This is a genomic window from Apilactobacillus waqarii (genome assembly GCF_019061205.1).
In the GTDB taxonomy this organism is placed as follows: domain Bacteria; phylum Bacillota; class Bacilli; order Lactobacillales; family Lactobacillaceae; genus Apilactobacillus; species Apilactobacillus waqarii.
Genome location: NZ_JAHQYH010000011.1, coordinates 6,176 through 29,103, shown reverse-complemented (window position 1 = coordinate 29,103; position 22,928 = coordinate 6,176). Strand labels below are relative to the sequence as shown.

Annotated in this window: 1 protein-coding gene; it reads left to right on the top strand. The window is 42.2% G+C overall.

Annotated features, from left to right (window positions below):
• Window positions 1-227 precede the first annotated feature (227 nt).
• A complete protein-coding gene (locus tag KTJ72_RS06315) occupies window positions 228-22,841 on the top strand; it encodes a DUF5776 domain-containing protein (protein WP_217304403.1) in 22,614 nt (7,537 codons plus the stop codon).
• The last annotated feature ends 87 nt before the right edge of the window (window positions 22,842-22,928 follow it).

Sequence of the window (22,928 nt, the reverse complement as noted above, 5' to 3'; positions counted from 1 at the left end):
CATATTTTTAAAGATTTATTAGACGTTTTGTACCGTTTTATAAATGAATATTAAATAATTCTTCAAAACATTTTAAATTTCTTTAAGAAGATGATAATATAATAGTTATATAAAATTACCCAAAATGCGCGTTTTTTAATGAAATAACAGCGCAAAATAATAAATTTTTAGAAAAAGTTTTAAATTAAAGTATTAAAACCTCGATTGAATTTGAAAGGACCATTACTATGCAATACAACAAGCAACAATTTAACAAAGTAAAAGATAAGAAAGTGATGAAGAAAGTTAAGAAACAATGGGTTGTAGTATCCGTTGCGACATTAGCTTTTTTGGGAACCACTGCGTACACCATGGGTGGAACAGAAGCTCATGCGGATGGTACTAGCGGAGGCACTACTAATAACAGTAATACTACTAACGGCAATACTACTAGTGGTACACAAAATAATAATCAAAGTGCTGGTAGTGGAAATGCCGCAACTAACACTAACACTGCTGCCACTAACACTAACACTGCCTCAACTAACGGGACCAGTGCGTCTTCAGGAGCCAGTGCGTCTGCTCCAGTTGTTACTGTAGGAACTACTAATGGTCAAGCTCCTAGCTTTAACAACAATGATGATTCAGCTACTTATGCCCAACAAATTCAACAAGGTTATCAAGATGCTTACAATGGTAAGGCAAACAACTCGGGTACTTTAACCGGACAAGCAATTAACTACTACAATGCTGGTTATGCAGCCGCAGCTGCAGTAATGAACGATTACAACCAAAAGACTCAAGGAATTGGTGCCGGTACTCAAGATTACACTTACTATGGAAACACACCTAATAGAAAAGATGATGCTGGAAACGTTAAAGTCGCCAGCTTGAGCTCAAGTGGAGCCAGTCTAGCAAACAATACTGCGGCAAATACAACTGCATCTAACAATTCTTCGTCTGGTGCTGCGTCTAGTAACGGAAGCGGATTTACTGGTGCATCAACTACCAATCCACAAACTGCATTAACAGATGGAACTCCACAAAACTACAACAGTCCGGATTCTCCATACCGTGGTGGGGCCGATACTCCATATTCAGCATACACTTCAACACAAAACTACGAACAACAATTACTATCTAAGTTCTCAAATGTTAATAACGTCAGTGTGCAATCATCTAATCAAATTGGGGCTTCAATCATTCCTCAAGCTAGCGATGCAATTATCCAACAAGCACGCCAGCAATATGCTAACTACGCCGGTTTGGCGAAGGCTTTTGATACTGCCACAAACATGACATTGGCAATGCAAGGTTACAATGATGCCGAATCAGGTAAGTGGGTCGGTATTGCTCCTGGACAAGCAAGCAAAGGAAATCAAGATTTCTACATGAATTCATTCGCAGGAATCAGAAACTCATCTAACCCATATGATCAAGCATACTTGGGTGCCAAAGACTCAATTGCGAACTCATTTGACAGCTCTAACAACTTTAAGGTTAATACTGCGTTTAACCCAGTAAATACATCTAACCAATACTACAACATGGGTTACAACGATGTTGTTAACCAAGAAACCGCCAAGGGATCTGGTGTGGTCTTTGTTTCCAATGGTGGCCAATTCTTCAATGTTTTGACAGGTCAAACTGGTGCAATGAATGCCGGTGGTGGTAATGTTGCTAACAATGTTATTAAAATTAAGATTGTCGGTGATATTGATTTAACAGCACTTACTGGTACTGGTGGTGAATACGCAAATATTAATGCAACCGGTTCATCTATCACAATTGATGGACAAAACCACATGATGGATTTCCATGACATGGATTACACATTCACTAACAGTAACTTTACTGATTTGTATCTTCAAAATTTCCAATCACTTTATGCTGCCAACTATTATGGCCCATTCCGTGTCGGTGCTAATGATAATATTCATTACTCCAATATTAACTACATTGGTGGACAATTGCTTAGTGCAACAACACAAAATGTATACTTCTCCGGAAATGTTAACGTTTTAAATCCGGTTAACTACAATAATTTGGCTAAGTCTGCATACTACAACTCACCATTTACGCAAAACGTTTTAACCGTTGGTGGTGGGAACCAACAAAACCTGGAAGTGCAAAACTTCGTTCTAGAAAATAATTCTCATTACTTCGGTAATACTTCACCAGTATATGGTGGTAACGCCATTGAATTGTATGGGAACATGACACTTGGTCAAAATTCCAAGATGACCCTTGCCAGTCGTGATACTGGTGGACAGGGTGAAAATGGAATTAATAGTTCTAATATGGCAATTTACTTCCGTAGTTCATCAGCCAACTTGAACGTTGCTAAGGATGCGGTCTTAAATATTATTCCATTAGCTTCACAAACTGCTAACCGTCTATCAGGTGGTATCTACATGAATGGGGGTAACATCACAGTCGATGGTGGTACCATTAACTTCCAAGGATATAACGGTACTGCTGGTTACTATAACCAAGCAATCGATATGCAAGGGGCATCCACAATTAAAGTTATCAACGGTGGATTAGTTAAGGCACTTGAAGCTGGTTTGCCACAAACAACTGGAACTTATTACACTTCTGGTGGTCGTCAAGCTACTTTATATGGTTTGATTGCCAACGAAAATAACAATGGTAACTTCTATGTTGGCAATGGAGGTAACTTGATTGTTGGACTTACCGACCAAAATGGTGGATATGTAACTCCATACTACGGTAACTTAACTATTAATGGTGTTGGTAGTGATCACGTCATCTTCTACAATAACAACACTACCAATAATACTTTCCAAACTGGTGGTAACCAAAAAGGAATTAATGCATACAACGTCGGAATAAAGGATTCATCCAACCGTATCACTCCTCTTTACTACTTTAACCTTCCATCAGGTAGTGTTAACTACACTGGTGTCGATGGTTCTGGTAACCCAGTCAGTGGAAGTGTAAATACAACCCAACTAGAAATTCAAAGTATTCCTGCCGTTCAATTCGTAGGAACTAGTGGGGTTTCTGTTGATAATAACGGAAACACTGTTATTACTTCATACGCTAAATTGACCAACTACAACTCAATTTTAGGGCAAAAACTTTACTATCAAGTTGGATACTCTGGAACTGATCCACAAGGTAATTTCAATAATTTAACAACTTATCCAAACTCATCGACACAAGATTTATATTCAAATGCCGATCCTAACCTCTACACTGGGGCAATTAACGTTCCAACCAACTACGCTGGTGAAATTATCCCAGTTACTTTTGTATTACAAAAGAGTGCAATCGGAAACGTTAACCCTCAATTTGTAGGGATGCGTTTCAAGTATGGTTTGACCAGTGTTAACAACATCGTTAACACTAGTCCATCGGCAGGGACTAATAACTACACAATCACAATTGAAGGTTACAACACCGGTAGTAACGGAAAAGTAACTGAAAATGGTGATATGGGAATTACTGCCGGTAGTACAGCTGTTCAACAAAATGGTATCGTTGATGGTTTAGCCGATGCCTCTGCTGGTAACACCAATGCCAAGAATGCAGAAAGTTTCGCTACCAGAACAAGTACCGACTACACAGGTGCTTACAATGATGCCCAAAGTGGATATGCAGCATTTAATAAGAATTCACCATTATCATTGGATGATTTAAAACAAACTACTGGATTTAACGCTGCTGTTAACCCGGTTGCCTATATCCAAGGTTACCAAAAGGCCGCTTATGATGCCGGTGTTAGTGATGCCCATTTCGGTATTACTAGTCCGCAATTACAAAATATTCCTGGTTATCAAGATGGTGTAAATCAATATAACCAAGCATATCTAGTTGGACTAGATCCAAGTAAGGCATCACTACCATTATCAACTCTTCAATCACAATACGGACTTGCTTCAACATACTTGGGTATTCCAGCATCAGCTACAACAACTGGTTTATCTGATGCCCAAGGTGCTCTTTCATTCGTTCAAGATGAAAGAAACGCGATTATTAACAGTACATCCGGTGGATACGGAACTGTTCTATCAAACCCAACGCAAAAGAATGCTTATTTGGATGCGGAAGCGGGTTATTTCAATTCGGTTAAAAACGTATCAAACCCAACCGCTGCTAATCCAAATCCTAACGCAAGTAAGGCCGAACAAGCCGGTTTCCAATATGGACAATCATTGATTAACGGTGCACTAGCTAAGCAAAGACCAACAGTTGTAAACCCATCTGCTGGTATCTACAACTTGTCTGCCGCTCAATCAGCATATGATGCTGTTAAAGCAGCATTGATTCATGCGGTTTCTAACATTTCATCAGAATCAAGTACTACAAGTCACGGTGCCTTATCTGACGATTCATATGTAGGGGACAAGACTGTCTACAAGAGTATCAAGTATGGATACTACAAGGCGGCTCAAGGTCAAACCGACATTAATCTAACATCTCAAACAGAATCAAAACTAGACTTGCTTGAAGAAGTTGGATACATCTTATACGTTCAACCAAAGGCTTACGAACAAGGGGCGCAAACTTTCAACAACAAGCAAGCTAACACAGCCGCTAACAACCCATACAACAACTCAACAATTGGTCAACAATCATTTAACAGTGGTTTCTCAGATGCCCAAACTGCCTTCAACCAAGGTCAATCTGATGGTCTTAACACTGTTAAGAATAGCGCTAATCCACAAGGGGTTCAGTATCCAAATTCTGTAATTCCAGCCAACTATCAAAAAGATGAAAACCTATCTTCTTCATACTACACTGGTTATAAGGGTGCTGTTGATGGTTACAAAGACGGGGTGTCATCCACTACTGGATCAAACACCAACAACAATCCTACAAATCAAACGACTGCTAACTATGAAACTTCATACCAAAATGGTAATGCACAAGGTAGACAACAAGCAGGGGCTAATGACTATGTTAACAACACTGTTAGCCAAACTGTTGCCAATAGTGATACCAACTATGCTACTGGTGTAAATACTGCTGCTCAAGGACATTCAGATGGATATTCTCAAGCACAAAGCCAACCAGGAAACTCAAATATTACCACTAATAACACTGATAAAACCTATGTAACTGGATTTAACACTGGGGTTAGTGATGAACGTTTAGATGCAACCAAGAACATCGATGCTAGTGCATTCAACCAAGGTGCACAGGATTACATTAATAACTTGCCTATTTCTGTCAGTGGTCATGAGAAATACTACATCGCATACTACAGTCAAGGTTACGATGCCGCTAGACAAGGTCTATTGGATGCTCGTGATGGTAAAAGCCAAAGCTTACCAACTTTTACACCTTCAGCTAACAAGGCTGATCCAACATACGTAAACAGTAGTACAATTGTTGCTCAATTCACTACTAACCTACAAAACGCATACAAGTTGGGATATAATTCATTCAAAAATGATGTGACAACTGGATTCAGTGATTCAAATAATGCACTAGCTAATAACCAAGCTGCACTAACTGCTAACGATGGTAATAAATTGGTTGCTTACAATGTTGCAGCTGATATCTTTAACACTCAACTAGCATCATTGGAAAATACTAAATACAATAACCAACAAAGTCCTAGTGGTACTTTGTACACAGATTTGCAAAGTTGGTTCAACACCCAAGCTCAAGCTGATTACCAAAATGGTGAAAGCATTGCCAAGAAGACAACTGTTCCACCAACTGCAGGTAACACTCAACCACAAATTTCATTTGGATTCCTACAAGCTGGTTTTAACGACCTAACTAATGGATACAATGGAACAACTGGAAACACTGTTAACACCAAATCTCAAGGTTACGTTGATGGTGTAAAGCAACAACAAAACTTAAATACAGGGATTAATACAGCTAAGACATCAGTTCAAAACAACACACCAAGCGATCCAGATCAATTGGATGCCTACAATGGTACCAAGGCTGGATACATGGACATTGCTACTGGTTCAACCACTGGTTCTAAGACAATTACTTCCCAATATAACAAGGTCTTCGTTGATGCATATAACAAGGCTTATTCAGATGGCTCTAGTTTAGCTAATGAAGCATTGCAACAATTGAGCCAAAACCAATCAGCAACTGATGCAACACTAAACGCTGATGGCGCTAAGAACGTTGCTTACACAGCAGCATACAAACAAGTAATGGATGGATACCATTCAGTTCTTCGCATGACTACTGGATCAACTCCTGATTCAAACGCTAACTACCAACAAGGTCAAACAGTTGGTCATACCTTCATGAATGACTACAATGCTGCCGAAGCTAAGAGTAATCCAAAGGTATCTGACTCACCATCACAAACTTACCATGGTGTTGTTGATGCATTGAACAATGCTTCTGCAAACGGAACTATCCAACCAATCACAAGTAGTCCGAATGGAACACTTTACATTGATGGATACAACCGTGCCGTCGCAGATATCAACAAGGCTTCTGCAGATGCTGTCAGAGACTTTGACAACGGGGTTCAACCAAACCCAAGTCAAGAATCAACAGCAGCTATTCAAGCTGGTTACACTCAAGCTTACCAAGCATTAACTACTGGATTTAAGCAAGGATTGAGTAATCCAAACTCATCTGCTCCAGCTAACACCAACGCTGCCGCTGGTTTTGTAAATGGACAAGCTACCGCTAAAGGATATGCTGATGCCATTAAGGACTTTAACAATGGTAGTAACAACCCTAACGCCAACACAGAACCTGGTTACGCAGATACTATGAACGCTTTGCTTGATGCACAAAAGAAACAACGTAATAACAACAACACAACCACGGTTTATGGATTAGCTTACTCACAAGCCTTAGGTGCTAACGATGGTTTGGCTGCCGTTAAGAATAATTCTTCAATTAACGATATCCCAACCAACGTTCCAAGCACTGTTAACCCATTTGCATACCAAGATGGTTACCAAGGATCTGTTGATGGTTACAAAGATGGTTCGGCATCTACTGAAGGAACATCTACTAACAACAGTGCTGCGCAAGCAAACAACCCAATTTACCAAAATGCTTACAAGCAAGGTAATACAGCTGGTCGTCTTCAAGCCGGTGCCAATGACTACACTAACGGTACTGTTAGCCAAGCTGAACAACAACAAGATAAGAACTACGCAACCGGTGTATCAATTGCCGAAAATGGTTATCAAGATGGGGCTAGTGGTGTAACTAAGCAAGGACAAGATAAACCATATACAACTGGTAATGCTCAAGGTATCCAATCTGCCGATGGGGTAAAACAAGCTCAAGCACTAAATAGTACAGATAATGGACTATCAGGCGACTCGAAGAGTGCTTACTACGGGGTAAAGGATGCTTATGCATATGTTGCTAATCCAAATATTCCAAATACTCAATTGCCTTCATATGGTGTAAGTGGAATTAATACGCAATCAAATGCCTACCAAGCTGCTTTTGTTGCTGCCAAGACCAAGGCATTATCAGATGAAGCGCAAGGGGTTGCTACATTCCAAGCTAGCCAAGATAACACCTACGACACAACTTCATCCAACGCAACTGTTGATACTAAGGCAATGAGTAATGGTTACAACCAAGCTCAAAAGGGTTACAATGCATCAACCACAAATACGTTTGATACTACCAACAATAGTGCATCATACAAAGCTGGTAACACCATGTTCAATGATATTATTGCTGGTATTAATGATGCCAAGGCTAACCCAACTCAAGGTACTAGCTACACTGGTTCAGCAGTAAGAGTTGCTGCTTACGATGGTACTGCTGGAGCATTTAATGATGTTTTGAAGAACACACCAAATGCTTCTGCAACACCACTAAGTCGTGATGCTAACCAATCTAAGGCATACGTTGACGCATATAACAGATCAAGAGATATCGCAATTCAAGATGGAGCTAATGGTGCTTTGGCATACGTCAGAGGACAAAGCCAAGCTACTGGTAAAGATGCCGATTCACAAGCGTTTAACTATGGTTATGGTCGTGCCCAAACTGGATTCAGCGATTCCAAGACCATCCAATCACCTCAAGCATCCGATGCTGCATACATGACAGGTTACAATGCATATCAATCTGAAAGTTTAGCTAATAATGATGCTGTAAGTGGTAACAGAAATAGTTACACTTCAGCTGTTGATAAAAATTCATACAATGATGCTTACAATGCCTTCAACGATGCTTACACTGATTTAAGTAAAAATCCAGACAATCCTAACAATCCTAATATGACTGGTAAATCACCAGCTTATGCTGATGCTTATATAGTTGCGAAATCATACCTACAAGGCCAATACCAACAAGGGGTATCACAATTTGCTTCAGGATTTAGTTCGGGTACTGGATACACAGCGGTTGGTTCAACTGCCCAAGCTATTCAAATGTTGAAGAAAGGTTACACTGACGCATTACAAGGTTATAAAGATGCTTTAAGTGGTGAACAAGCCGCAACCACCATTACAACTACTGGTGCTCAATCAGGTTTTCAAGAAGGTCAACAACTACTAGGTGCGGTTAATGATGTTGCCAACAATGGTAAGTTAACCAATACTGGTGGGGACCCAATCTACAGTCTAGCCTTCACTGCAGCAAGAAAAGCTAAGGATGCTGTCGATGCCAATCCAGATGTATCTAATGTGGTACCATCTTCTAATCCAAATGCTTCAAACAGTGTATACGCATCTGCATATACCAATGCGGTTAATGCAATGCAAACTAACTACCAAAACGGTGTTCAACAATACCTAAGTAGTCAAGCTGAACCTGTTAACCCAACTACTGAATACGATATGGGTTACAAGGATGCTAAACAAAGTTTCGAAGACGCCATCGTTCGTGGTCAATCTTCATCAACCAAGAAGACTAATGAAGCCATCAATGCGTTTAATGAAGGTCAAAAGGCATTACAAGGTTACAACGATGCCGTTTCAACTGGTCAAATCAACTACCCAGCTGGCACTGATCAAAACCAAATTGACGCTAACAATGGTGCATCTCAAGCACTAACTGACATTAGTAAGGGTCTTGCTAACAACGATTCTGCATACACTTCATACAGTAATGCATTCAAGTTGGCTTACGCCAAGGTAAAACAAGCTGCTCAAACTGCTTATGACAAGGGTGCAAGCGGCTATGTCAATGGTGACAACAACACTACTGATACTGATCCAATTTCTAAGGTTCAAAGTGCAGGTTACAATGCTGCTAAACAAGGTCATGACTTGCAACAAGCTGGTCAAACATTAACAGAAGCTCAAAAGAACAACTCAGCTCTAAACACTGGTTTCAATGATTCTAAGTCAGGAAACGATGGATTAGCAGCCGCTGGTGGTAACACTAGACCAGACATGACTAACTGGACTCAACCACAAATAGATGGTTACCAAGGTACTGTTGATGCATACGCTAACGGTAAATCAGATGGGCAAATGCCTGATTTAACTGGTAAGAGTCAAGCTTACAAGGATGCATATACTACTTCTTACAACGATGCTAAGCAAAAGGCCACTCAAGGGGCCAATGCTGCATTGACTGGTCAACCAGTGGATCAAACTGGCTGGACGCAAAAACAAAAGGATGCATACGCAACTGGTGTTACTAACGCCAATAATGCATACAAGCAAAACCAAGACAATGTCAATGCAACCAACCCATACTCTGCAGGTAGTGATGGCTCAGAATCATTCGAAGGTGCTAAAGCTGGTTTTGCTGACGGTACTAATGGTGGACAAACTTCACTAGACGGTAAGTCAGACGTATTCAAGGCGGCCTACAACAAGGCTCAACAAGAAGCTAAGCAAAATGCTCAAGCCGGTATCGATGAATTTACCGCTAACAAGAGTAATACCGCCACTGCTTCTGCAACCGACGCTAAGAACGTAGCTCATAATGATGGTTACACCCAAGCAGAAGCTGGATATAAAGGTCAAACTGGTGCTGGTATCAATACCAATGATCCAGCATACAAGGCAGGTCAACAATTACGCAGTGATGAAAACACTGGTGTTTCAGCAGCTCAAAAAGCAACTGGCAGTGATGACAAGTCATTTACTCCAGCCAATGCTTCTCAAAAGGCTGCTTATGACGCTGCTTTAGCTGGTATCACAGCTGGTGCTAATAACAACAATAACGGTCAAACTGTTCCTGAAGGCGACTCTGCTCAAGCCAAAGCATACGCTGATGCATACACCCAAGCTCATGAACTAGGAATTCAAAAGGCTGCTGATGGTGCTAACGCATTTAACGCAGGTCAAGCAGATAATTCCGATAAGAGTTTGGCTGGTCAAGCTCAAAGCCAAGGTTACAAGGATGCTCAAAGTGGTCACGATGTCGCTGTTAATAAACAAACACCAACTGAAGCACAAAAGAACAATCCATCATTCATGGCTGGATACAATGCGGCTGAATCTGCTCGTACAGGTCTATCTGACATTGAAAAGTGTGCTACAACTCCAACTAGCCATGTTGATGACAATGCATACAAGCAAGCTCAACAAGCTTACAAGGATGCTAGTGATTCTATTGCCGCTAACCCAGACAACCCAGCAGCAACTACTAATACTTCACCTGCATATCAAGAAATCTACAAGCAAGCTCAATCTGACTTGAAGAAGAACTACGATGCAGGTAAGCAACAATTCATGGATGCTCAATCAAGCGCTAACACCAGTGGCGTTTCATCAGACCAAGGTAAGGGTAGAATTAGCCAAGGTTACGCTGATGCTCAAGCTGGTTTCAATGCTGCGATTAACGGTCAAACCATCACTAATCCAAACGATGCTCAAAAAGCAGGGATGGATGCTGCTAAGACAGTAACTGACACTGTTAAGGCTTCAGTTGATGGCTCATACAAGAACAGCAATGACCCAGTTGCTCAAGCTGCTAACAGCGCAACTCAATCAGCACACAATGATTTACTAAGCGACCCAGATCATGCTGATGTATCAACTGATTCAAGTATTGCTAACAACCCTGTAAAGGCAGCTGCCTACAAGCAAGCTCAAGAACAATACAAGGCTAACTACGATGCCGGAACTAATGCATACTTGAATAACACCACCGAACCTAATGATGACCTAGGTAAGAAGGGTTACCAAGAAGCAAACGATGGATTCACTGCTGGTTTCAGTGGTCAAACATCAATTGCTAACCAACACAGTGCTGCTCAAAACGGACTATCCGCTGGTGAACAAGCACTTGCTGGTTACAACAATGCATTATCTCGAAATGATGAGAATGCGAACGCACCACAAGTCGAAAAAGACGGTAACAACGGTGCAAAACAAGCATTTGCTGATGCTAAGAACAATACTTCAATGAGTGCCAGCGACCTTGCTAAAGAACCAGTGGCTTTCCAAGCTGCTTACAACAAGGCCAAAGAAATTGCTCAACAAGCCATCACAGCTGGTGCGACTGCATTTGCTAGTGGTAAAGTTCGTCCAACAGTGACTGATGCCATCACAGATGCCCAAGCTAAGGCTTACGATGATGCGCGTTTAGGATACGATTCAGCCAAGACTGGCGCAACTTTGACTCAAGCGCAACAAGATAACCCATCATTCATGGCTGGGGTTAAGGCATATCACGATGCCCAAAATGGTCGTACTTTATTTAATGAAGGAAAAGAATTACCAGGGGATGCAACTACAGCTGAAACATTAGCTTACACCGCCACTAAGGAAGCCTATACAGCTGGTGCAAGTGATCAACCACAAAGAAGTGATTTGAATCAACAACCTGGTATTTACCAAGATGAATATTCAGATTCTTACGCAGATGCTCAACAAAAGGCCCAAGCTGGTGCTAGTGAAGCATTTGGTAACTCAGCTTCTAAGGTAGATCAAAGCAACTGGACTCAAGCGCAAAAGGATGCTTACAACACTGGTAAGGCGAATGCAGAAGCTGGTTTCGATAAGACTAAGCAAGACGTTACCGCTCAAAACAATTACCCAACTGGTAGTAACTCTGGTGAAGCATTCGATGGTGCTAAGGCTGGTTTCTCAGACGGTAAGTCTGGTGCAACCACTGACCTAACTAACAAGACTCAAACATTCATTAACGCTTACAACGCTGCTAAGCAAGAAGCTCAACAAGCTGCCAAAGATGGAGCTGATCAATTCAACGCCCAACTAGACGATTCTGCTGATGCTAAAGCCAAGGATGCACTAAGCGTTGCTCACGTTAATGGTTACACCCAAGCTCAAGCTGGATACAACGCTCAAAACAATAACACTGTTGATAACGGTAACAAGGACACTTCTTACCAATCAGGTGTTAAGACTGCTCAAGACGTTGCCAAGGGTTCTGCCGACGCCTTAACTGATCCAAGTAAGAAAGATTCATACAACTCTGGTTCAGCTGCTCAAGACGCTGCCTACAAGGCAACCGTTAATGGTTACCTAGACGGTAGTGACGGCAATAACGATAACGCAACAACTACAGATCATAATCAAGCTAAGGCCTACAACGATGCTTACCAAGCTGCTAAGCAAAAGGGTGAACAAGCTGCAACCACTGGAGCTAGCTCATACATTGCTGGCAATACTAAACCAACTGGTAGTTCAGCTGAAAGTCTTGCTCAACAAAAGGGTTACCAAGATGCAACAGATGGATACAACGCTGCAACCAACAAGGATGCAACGGTTCCAACTAACGCAACTGATGCCTACAAAGCTGGTTTCAATGCCAACAAGTCTGGTCAAGCCGGAATTAATGACATCGAAAATGGTACAACTACTGCAAACGTTGTCGATTCTGCTTCATACAACAAGGCTCAAAAGGCATACGATGACGCTTCTAAGGCAATCAGTGCCAGCCCAGATTCACCAGCAACTGCTAGTGATAGTTCACCTGTATACCAAACTGCTTATGCTAAGGCAGTTAACGACTTGAAGCAAAACTATCAAGATGGTACTAACCAATTCGTTAACGGTAGCAACTCTGCTGACACTTCAGGTGCTAAATCAACTCAAGCTAAGACCCAAATTGAACAAGGTTACGCTGATGTTCAACGTGGTTTCAATGACAAGATTGATGGAACTACAACCAACAACGCTAATGCAACCACCCAAGAGGGTGCTAACATGGCACAAAAAGTTATCGATTCCGTCAACGGAGTCGCAACCGACAACGTTTCAAGCAGCAATGATCCAATTGTTCAAACTGCCAACAGTGCAGCTGGACAAGCAAAACAAGATTTACAAAATAATCCAGATCATTCAACTACTTCAGATGATGCAAGTATTCAAAATAACCCAATCAAGGCGGCTGCTTACAAGGTTGCTGTTAACCAAATGCATCAACAATATGCTGATGGTTCAAGCGACTACTTGAACAACCAAACTAAACCAAGCACTGATCTAGGTAAGCAAGGTTACAACGACGCCCAAGCTGGTTTCACTGCCGGCTTCAATGGTACTAGCGTTCCTAACGAACACAGTGCTACTAAGGCTGGTCAAACAGCTGGACAATCTGCATTGGCTGGTTACCAAGATGCATTATCAAACAAGAAGGACACTTCAGGCGATGCAATGCAACAACAAGCAAACGCTGCAGCCCTTCAAGCATTTGATGATGCTAAGAACCTAAAGACAACTGATATCTCTAAAGAACCAGTTGTTGCATACCAATTGGCATACCAAAAGGCACAACAAGATGCTGCTGCAGCAACTACTAGTGGTGCCACTGCCTTTGCTAATGGTGAAAGTAGACCAACTGGTGACGACGCACTAAGTCAAGTTAAGCAAGCTGCTTACGACTACGCTAAGTCAGGTTATGAAGCTGCCAGAGACGGTAAGATTACCGATGATGATAAGAAGAAACCATCATTTATGGCTGGGGTAGATGCATACAACCAATCAATTAATGGACACGATGCATATGTAAATGGTGAACAATTACCAGAAAGTGCTAGTGCTGCTGAAAAGGCTGGTTATACTGCTGCTCAAGATGCTTACTCAAGTGGTAAGAATGACAGTGCTAAGCCAAGTGATCTAGGAAGCAAACCAGAAGCATACCAAGACGTTTATAACAACGCCTATGCCGATGCCCAAGCTAAGGCAACAATCGGTGCTGCCGAAGCATTCAACAACACTACTCCAGTTAGCCAAGATGGTTGGACTCAAGCTCAAAAGACTGCTTATGCAGCTGGTAAGCAAAATGCAATTGCTGCTTACGACGATACTAAGTCTGACAACACCAAGGCTAACCCAAATGCTTCCGGTAGTGATGCCGCTCAAGCGTTTGACGGGGCTAAGGCTGGTTTCGCAGCTGGTGCTAAAGGAATTAAGCCAGATGACATAAATTCTCAATCAGCTACCTACAAGGCCGCATTCAATTCAGCTTATGATGAAGCACAATCCCAATCAGCACAAGCTCAAAGAGACTTTGCTGCGGGTAAAAGTGATCAATCAACAGCATCTAATGATTCATTGAATGAAGCATACAAGTCAGCCTATGCTGAAAGTAATCAAGGGTACAATGATCAAAAGGATGGCAAGGTTAATAACGATAATAAGGATATTAACTACCTTCAAGGAATTGAAAATGCTAAGCAATTAGCAAACGGTACTAACGATGCCACAACTAACCCAGGTAACAACGGCAATGAATACAAGAGTACTCCTGCTCAAGAAGCCGCATACCAAGCAACATTGAATGGTTACAAAGATGGTGCCAATGGCAACTCTAATAACCAAACACCAACTGATGCAAGTCAATCAGTGGTTTACAACGATGCTTATGCTGCTGCTAAGCAACAAGCTCAAAAGGATGCTGCAACCGGTGCTAGTGACTTTAACAAGGGACTAGACCAACCATACGGCACAGACTCTCATTCAATTGCTCAAACTAAGGGTTACCAAGATGCTAGTGACGGATACCGTCTAGCCAAGGACACTCCTTCTGCCGCTATTCCAAGTGGTGCAACCACTGCTTACATTTCTGGATACAACGCATACAAATCCAGTCAAGCTGGCCTAAATGATGTTGAAAACAACACCACTACCGACCATGTCGACAACGACGCATACGCTAAGGCTCAAAAGGCCTACACCGATGCAAGTAATGCAATTGCTGCTAACCCTGACAAGCCACAATCATCTCAATACAAAGACCCAGCTTACGTTGATGCTTACAACAAGGCCGTATCTGATTTACAAACTAACTACCAAACTGGTCAACAACAATTTGATAGTGGTAAGAACGTGGCGGATACTACTGGTGTAACTTCACAACAAGCTAAGGATCGTTTGGCTCAAGGTTACAATGATACCAAGGCAGGATTCGATTCAGTTGTTAACAACACACCAATCAGCAATCCAAATGCTGCTCAAAAAGATGGTATTAAGTCAGCTCATACTGTTCAAGATGCCGTTAGTGGAATCGTAAGCAGTAACACTGACAGTAATAACCAAGATCCTGTATACCTAAGTGCTACTCAAGCAGCACAACAAGCTAAGGCAGACTTGGTTGATAATCCTGGTCACAGCTACACCTCTGATGATCCAACAATTCAAAACAATCCAATTAAGAAGGCCGCATATGCAGAAGCTATTCAAGCAATGCAAGTTCAATACCATGCTGGTGCGGATGCATTTGTAAATAACCAAGTAGAACCAAGCGATAAGCTAGGTCAAGATGGTTACCAAGATGCACAACAAGGATTTAACACTGGATTTGCTGGTACTAAGGTTGCAGATAACGCTGATAGTGGTGTTCAAACCGGTAACAAGTACGGACTATCCGCATTGAATGGTTACCAAGACGCCTACAACGGTGTTTCAAACAGTAATACTGACGACGCTCCAAGAAATGATGCTAACAGAGCTGCGCTACAAGCTTTCGACGATGCCAAGACTGGTAATGTCACTGATCTTTCTAACAAGTCATTGGCATACCAAACTGCATACAAGAAGGCTCAAGACGATGCCAAACAAGCACTAATTCAAGGTGCTCAAACATTTGCTGATGGAAATGCTAGTCCAGCTGTAACCAATGCACCAAGTGGTGTTGCTGCTAAGGCTTATGCCGATGCAGTAGCTGGTTACAAGGCCGCACAAGCCGGTGGAAACTACACTGATGAACAAAAGACTAATCCACAATTCATGGTTGGGGTTAAGGCTTACAACGATATGGTTTCAGGTCGTCAATTGTTTACCAGCGGTGGTCAACTAACTGGTAATGAATCAGCATCTGAAAAAGCTGGATACCTTGCCGCTCAAGCTGCGTTTGCTGCTGGTAAGAACGACGAACCAAAGGATTCAACTTTGGCTAACAAGTCAGTTCAATACCAAGATGCTTACAACAACGCTTACGACAATGCTAAACAAATTGCTACAAGTGGTGCCAACGATGCATACGCAGCTAATCCATCAACAGATACTTCAAACCTATCTTCAACTGAATTAGATGCATACAACGCAGGTAAGCAAAATGCTCAAACTGCATACAATGCAATCAAGGGTGACACTACAACTGCTAACAACAACATTGTTGATAGTGATGCTTACAACTCATTTGAAGGTGCTAAGGCCGGTTTCGCTGCTGGTAAGACCGGTAACGACACTTCACTAGATGGTAAGTCAACTGCATACATCAACGCTTACAAGAGTGCGAAGAACGAAGCTGCTCAAGCAGCAGCTGCAGGACTTGCAGAATTTGCCGCTGGTAAAACTGATACAGCTACCAATTCAAATGATGCACTAAACGTCGCTCACAAGAACGCGTTTGATCAAGCAACTGCTGGATACAATGCGCAAGTTAGTGGTCAAATTAACCAAAATAATAACGATAAGTCATACCAAGCTGGTGTGCAAACTGCTAGTGACATGCAAACTGGATACAACGATGCTTTAACTAATCCAAATCGTTCAGTTTACAACGGTACTGCCGCTCAAGTGGCTGCATACCACGCCACTGCAAATGGTTTCCATGATGGAAGTTATGATACTAACAACTCACAACCTACTGATGCAACTCAAGCTAAAGTTTACGCCGATGCATACAACAAGGCAGTGAGTGCTGGTCAAACTGCTGCATTAGCTGGTGCAACTACTTACAACAGTGGAAGTGCCAAAACCGATGACAACAGTGCGACTGGTCAAGCAGCTCAAAAGGGTTACGATGACGCTAAACAAGGTCATGATGACGCACTTAACAATGTTCAAGCACCAATCAACCCAAGTGCCGCATATCAATCAGGTGCTCAAGCTGTAACAGATGGTAAGAGAGGTGCTACTGACTTTAACGGTCAAAAGGATGCCAACGCCAACTACACATCTGGTGACAATAATGTGCAAACTGGTCACGATGGTGCTAAGGATGGTTACCTAGACGCAGTTGAAGGTAACAATAAGAAGAGTTTTGACACTAGTTCTAACAAGACTCAAGCTTACCAAGACCAATACAGCGCTGAATACGATAAGGCATTGGCTAAGGCGTCACTTGGTGCCCAAAACCAATTCACTAACAGTAACCAAGACATGACTAACTGGACTCAAGCTGATAAGAATGCTTACCAAGCTGGTCAAGCTAGTGCATCACAAGGTTACAATGAAGCACGTCAAAACCCAGATGACATCACCCACACTGGTAACACTAATGTGGATGAAAGTTTCAAGGGTGCGGCTGCCGCATTTAACGACGTGAAGAATGGTGAAGAAGGCCAAAACGGTACTTCTGATGCCAGTCCTGTCTACCAAGACGCTTACCAAGTTGCATTGAATGCTGCTAAACAAGTAGCTAACAACGGGGCAACTAGTTTTGGTAATGGTCAAGACCTAGCCACTCAAGTTGCTAAACTAGGTGACAACCAAGCTGACAAGAACGCCTTTACTAAGGGTTACAACGATGCTCAAGCAGCATATGCCCAAGCTCAACAAACTCCTAGTCAAGCTAGTCCATACGCAACCGGAACTAACAGTAACTTGGTATTCGAAGCCGCTCAAAACGCATTTAGCGATGTGAAGAACGGTGAAGCGGGTGCTCAAGCTAACAAGAGTTCTGATCCTGCATACGTTGCTGCTTACCAACGTGCTTTAAACGAAGTCCAACCTGTAGCAACCAACGGTGCTAGCGGATTCAGTAATGGTGTCAACCTACAACAACAACTTGAATCATTTGGTAACAACCAAGCTCAAAAGGACGCTTACACCAAGGGTTACAATGATGCGCAAACTGCTTACGGCCAAGCATTGCAAAATGCTAACGACAACGCCGACCACAACACGTCATCTAATGGTGATGAAACTTATCGTGGTGCAGCTGCTGCATTATTAGATGTTAAGAACGGAACTGCTGGTCAACATGCGAACGCAGAACAATCAGCTACATACCAAGCTGCATACGCTAAGGCATTGGCTCAAGCCCAAGCTCAATCCAATGCTGGTGCAACTGCTTTTGGTAACAAGACCGACCTTAACAGCGCACTTGGTCAATTTGGGAACAACCAAGCATTAAGCGATACCTTTGCTAAGGGTTACAACGATGCGAGTGCCGGATACACCGACGCACAAAAGGATGCTAATATGAGTTCAACTCATAGCACTAATGGTGATAAGGATGAAGTTTACCGTGGAGCTGCCGATGCATTTAACGCGGTATCTCGTGGTGAAAACCCAACTCCTGATGCATCACAAACTAATGCGGCTTACCTTGCTTCATTCAGTCGTGCGAAGGATCAAGCACTACAAATCGCTAAAGATGCTGCAGTTGGTTTCAACAAGGGAACTGCTCAACAAGACTTGCTAAGTGCACAAGGCGACAACAAGGCATTACAAAATGCTGTCAGTCGTGGTTACGTTGATGCACAAACTGCATACAGTCAAGCTGAAGCACAACCTGACACAACTACTCATCAAACTGATAGCAATGCTGACAAGACATTCCATGGTGCTTCATTAGCATTCAGCGATGTTAAGAATGGTACTGACGGCAACAGTCGTCCTGCTGACAGTGATGCCGTTGCTCAAAGTGCTTACGACAAGGCCTTAAGTTACGCTCAAGGTGTTGCTAAGAACGGAAGTGACGCATTCATCAAGGGTGCTACTCTTGATAACACTGTTAACAGTGCGGGTGCTAACCAATCAGATAAGGATGCAATCGCTAAGGGTTACAATGATGCACAAACTGCTTACGCAGAAGCTCAACAAAACCCAACTGAAAACAACCCATATGCTGCTAACACTAACAGCAACCTTGTCTTTGCCGCTGTTGCGAACGCAATTTCTGACGTGAAGGCTAACAACGTTGGTGCTCAAGCAAATGCTTCAACCGACAAGGTATATGTAGATGCATATCAACGTGCATTGAACGAAGCACAACCTCAAGCAACCAATGGTGCAACTGGATTCGGTCAAGGTGTTAACCTTGCCGATGAACTTGCTAAGTTTGGTAACAACCAAGTTCAAAAGGATGCATACTCAAGAGGTTACAACGATGCGCAAACTGCTTACGCTCAAGCACTTCAAAATGCTAATGATGGTAGTGACCATGCAAGTTCAAGCAATGGTGACGAAGTCTACCGTGGTGCAGCTGCTGCATTGCAAGATGTTAAGAATGGTCATGCTGGTCAAAATGCAAACGCAGAACAATCAGCACCATTCAGAGCTGCTTACGCTAAGGCATTGCAAGAAGCACAAGCTCAAGCTAATGCCGGTGCTGCAGCATTCGGTAACAGTGCCGACCTTAACAGTTCACTAGGTCAATTCGGTAACAACCAAGCATTGAAGGATGTCTTCACTACTGGTTATACTGATGCCAATAACGGTTTCAACGCCGCTCAACAAGATGCATCTAAGGCTAACGATCATAAGACATCAAGCAACGAAGACGTGGCATACGTCGGAGCTGCCGATGCGTTTAACGCCGTCGCCAAGGATAAGGACGTTACTCCTGATGCATCACAAACTAACCCAGCATACATTTCAGCATTTAACCGTGCTAAAGCATTGGCTAACCAACTTGCCCAAAATGGTGCCGTTGGATTTAACCAAGGTAAATCACAAGCTGACTTGCTTGCTGCACAAGGTGAGAACAACACTCTTAAGAATGAAATTAGCCGTGGTTACACTGATGCACAAACTGCATATGGTCAAGCCAAGAGCAAGCCAGATACTGAAAGCAGACAAACTGATACCAATGCTGATCAAACCTTCCATGGTTCATCACTTGCATTTAACGATGTTAAGTTAGGTCAACTAGGTAGCAGTCGTCCAGCTGACGATGATGTCGTAGCACAAAGTGCATACGATAAGGCTTTAGCTGAAGCAATCGAAATCCTAAGAAGTGGTATCACTGGTTACCTAAGTGATGCTCAATTGGGTGACCTATTAGACCATGTTGGAAACGACCAAGCTGATAGGGATGCTATCACCAAGGGTTATAACGATGCTCAAAAGGCTTACGCCCAAGCTCAACAAAACCCTACTCAAGCTAGTCCATATCAAGCAAACAGTACCAACGACTTGGTATTCAAGGCCGTTGTTAATGCAATTAACGACGTCAAGGGTGGAAACGATGGAGCTCAAGCTAAGGCTTCTAACGATATCGTCTACATTGACGCATATCAAAAGGCTCTACAAACTGCCCAACCTGAAACTACCAACGGGGCGACTGGATTTGGTAATGATGTTAACTTGAATGATCAATTATCATCATTCGGTGATAACCAATCACAACGTGCTGCTTACTCTAAGGGTTACACTGATGCCCAAAATGGTTACAACCTTGCATTGCAAAACGCAAACGATGGTGTTAACCATACTTCTAACTCTAATGAAGACAGTGTTTACCGTGGAGCTGCTGCTGCAATTAACGACATTAAGAATGGAAACCCTGGTCAATATGCAAATGCTGAACAAGGTGCTCCATACAAGGCTGCTTACGCCAAGGCATTGGCATACGTCAGTCAAGTCGCTAAGACTGCCAGTGTTACTTACCTACAAAATGGTTCATTGAACGATTCACTAGGTCAATTTGGTAATAACCAATCCGTTAAGGACATCTTTACCAAGGGTTACACTGACGCTAAGGTTGGTATCGAATTAGTACAACTAGGTACTGATCAATTGGCAAGTCATACTAACAACACTAATGTGGATAACACTTACCGTGGTTCTGTATTGGCATTGATTGATATTAATTCAAACCGTCCAAACAACCATCTAAGTGATAGTAACGACCCAGTCTTCATTGCTGCTTACCAACGTGAAGCACAAATTGCTCAACAAGCTGCTAACAATGGTGCTAAGGCATACACTGAAGGACTAAGTGAAACAGCTGCAGTTAACAAGTACTCAGCTACTCCTGAAGATGCCGCTGCAATTAGAATGGGTTACGAACAATCACAATCTGGTTACAACGATGGTAACAGGGCTAATGCTCAATCCAAGTCAGATAATCCATATTACCAAGTTGGTTTCAACTATGCCGACTCTGCTTACAAGGGATATCAAGCTGCAAACCCTGTTCAACCAACTAACAACACGCCAGCACCAACTGGTAACGTTGCTACGGACGATGCCTACAAGGCTGCAATGGCAGCTATCTCTGACATCAAGAAGGGTATCAAGCAAGATATCAGTGGCCAATCATTGGCTTACCAAACTGCTTACAACAGAGCATATGCTGAATTGCAAGCTAAGAAGAAGGCTGATCAAGAACAAGACTTCTCTAAGGTTTCCAAGAAGTACTACAAGAAGAATTACAAGTTGTACAGAGTTTCTAACAAACATGGTGCAAGAATGTACATGAGTCCTAAGTTTACCAAGCACAACTGGATTACTACATTGCAACATGGTGATCTAATCAAGGTCATTAAGATTGTTAAATATGGTAAGACAACTAGACTATACGTTGGTCACGGTGAATACATCACCGGTAACAAGGATTACGTAGTTGCAACTCAACTAGCCAAGGCCGATAAGAAGAAGACTACTAAGAAGGCTAAGAAGACAACCAAGAAGAAGGTTGTTAAGAAGGTTACTCCAGTAATCAAGACAAAACCAGCTAAGAAGAAGGTAGTCAAGAAGACTGAAACAACCAAGAAGCCAACTGTGGTCAAGAAACACAGGACCAAGGCAAAACAAACACCAATTAAGCAAACTCATAAGAAGACTGTCCAAGCAAACACTAAGAAGACCCATAAGAAGGTAGTTACACCAGTTGTTAAGAAGCAACAAACTATTAACAACCCAGGCTACTCTGTGACAGTGACTCCAACTAAGGTAAGTCGTTACTATAGAAAGAACTACACTGAATTTAGACTTCAAAAGGATGCTTTGATTCATACAAGTAAGAACTTTACAGATCGCAACTGGGTATCAACACTTCGTCGTGGTGATATCATCAGAGTTGAAAAGGTGGTTAAGTTCCACGGAATCACAAGATTCTACATTGGACATGGTCGTTATGTAACAAGTAACAAAGAATTCGTGGTTGATGAAAAGAGTTACGTTCAACGTAAGGCAACTCAAGATGCTAAGAAGTACAAGGCATCACACAAATCACTTCCTAAGAACTTGTCAGATCATAGTGATGCTTATGTCGATGCTTACTTGAAGGAATTCTACCGTGGTAGCAATGCTAAGGTTACATTCCGCCGCAAGAAGACTGATGCTAATTCAAAGACTGCTTCAAACAAGCAAGTAAGTCGTTATTACCATGAGAACCATAAGAAGTTCAGAGTAATAGCTAAGAATGGTATTAGAATTCACACCGATTTGAAATTTAGCAATAAGAATTGGACTGCCAAATTACAACAAGGTAATGTGGTCAAAGTTCAAAAGGTAGTTAAGTATTACGGAATTACCAGACTATATGTTGGTAAAAACGAATATATAACAGCTAATACCGCGTTTGTTCAAAAGGATAATGATTAAAAGATTTTTAATTTTTATCAAATAGATCGGCAAAAAAGCCACTCATCATCTTGATGGGTGGCTTTTTTTGTGCTTATTCGTCTTAAA